The organism is Halomonas hibernica, assembly GCF_013183775.1.
GTDB classification, from domain to species: Bacteria; Pseudomonadota; Gammaproteobacteria; order Pseudomonadales; family Halomonadaceae; genus Vreelandella; species Vreelandella citrativorans.
In genome coordinates, this window is record NZ_VIFN01000036.1 from 1 (window position 1) to 1,545 (window position 1,545).

A 1,545-nucleotide genomic window follows, 5' to 3' on the forward strand; every position below is an offset into this window, starting at 1 on the left:
CCTAGCCCGGATTTCTCACAGGGTATAAAAGAAAGCGGCTGAAAGTGCTATGATTTCAAGAACCTAACCAATCCATCAAGCACCAACAGCCGCTTCCAAAATGGTACCTGAAAAGCTGACCTTCTCGCCACTCTCACGCCGCCAAATTGAAGCCGACTTCTCCGGGGGCCACATTACGTCGGACGCCGGATTACTCCTGCTTCGTGAAGTCGATAAACAGCATCGCCTGACACGCCGCTTGGCCGCCGTGCTTCATGATCCCCGCGCACCGGAACAGGTTCGTCATAAGCTCGACACTCTGGTTCGTCAGCGGGTGTTCGGTGTCGCCGCTGGCTATGAAGATTTCAACGACCATGAGGCCCTGCGCTATGATCAGGCCCTTCAGACAGCGCTCGGTGAAGAGGATACGCTGGCAGGCAAGTCGACGCTGTGCCGGGTGGAGCAGAACGCCGATCGGCAAGCAATAGTGAAGGCCCATGAGTTGCTGTGGCATCACTTCATTGAACAGCATGACGAACCACCAAAGGAGATCGTGCTGGACTTTGATGGCACCGACATCCCCGTGCATGGCGAGCAACCCGGCAAGTTCTTTAACCGTTATTACGATCACCACTGCTACTTCCCACTGTATGTCTTCTGTGGGCGCCACTTACTGGTGAGCTATCTGCGCACCAGTGACCGCAGCGACAGCCGCCATAGCTGGGCGATCCTCGCCTTACTGGTACGCTTTATCCGTCAATACTGGCCCGATACGCGCATCGTGTTACGAGGTGATAGCCACTTTTGTCGTCCCCGGATGCTGAACTGGTGTGATCGGCATCACGTCGACTACATCGTGGGAATCGCCAAGAACAGCCGGCTGCTCAAGGAAGTGGATGTGCCCATGATGCTGGTGCGCAAGACCCAATGGCAGGTGGGAGGGAAAGTGGCAGAGACGTTTCGCTTCCAGTATCAAGCCCACTCCTGGAAATACTCACGCTGGGTGGTGGCCCGCCTGGAAGAAGGCGAGTTAGGCTCTAATCCCCGGTTTATCATCAGTTCCCGTTACGATGATGGCTTCAAGCTTTACTACGAGCAGTACTGTGCCCGGGGTGACATGGAGAACCGGATCAAGGATCAACAACTGAGCCTGTTTGCTGACCGGACCTCCAGCACGCACTGGTGGGCCAATCAGTGGCGGCTGATCTTGTCGGGCTTCGCTTATACGCTGTTCGAGCGGTTACGGACTTATCTGAAGCACACGCCCTTCGCGCGCATGAGTCCGAGCAACCTGAGGCTCAAGCTCATCAAAGTAGGCGCGGTCATCATCCGCAATACGCGTCGAATCCGAGTACTCATGAGTGACAGCTACCCCTATAAAACGGCGCTATCCGATCTCGTCAGGCGGTTGGTTCCTAACTGACTGCTCGGGCGCCCCCGGCCCGAAGCAATGGGGGAAAGGGGGAAGTGTGTCTGAACGCCGGAAAGTGGTTAAAAAGTAGCCGATGTAAGTCGAGCCAGTAGGTGTTTAGCGGTGTTACAGCCTGAGTGCGGTACTGGCTGAGG

The 1,545-nt window shown here is 56.0% G+C and carries 1 protein-coding gene; it reads left to right on the forward strand.

Features of this window, described 5'->3' with window-relative positions; genetic code table 11:
• Positions 1–100: 100 nt before the first annotated feature.
• On the forward strand, positions 101–1,402 hold the full coding sequence (locus FKN99_RS17695; RefSeq protein WP_172119102.1) for an IS1380 family transposase: 1,302 nt from the start codon (positions 101–103) through the stop codon (positions 1,400–1,402).
• The last annotated feature ends 143 nt before the right edge of the window (positions 1,403–1,545 follow it).

Bases quoted from the DNA above. Each gene is read 5' to 3' on its own strand.
- FKN99_RS17695 (WP_172119102.1), top strand. From the start codon at position 101: ATGGTACCTGAAAAGCTGACCTTCTCGCCACTCTCACGCCGCCAAATT.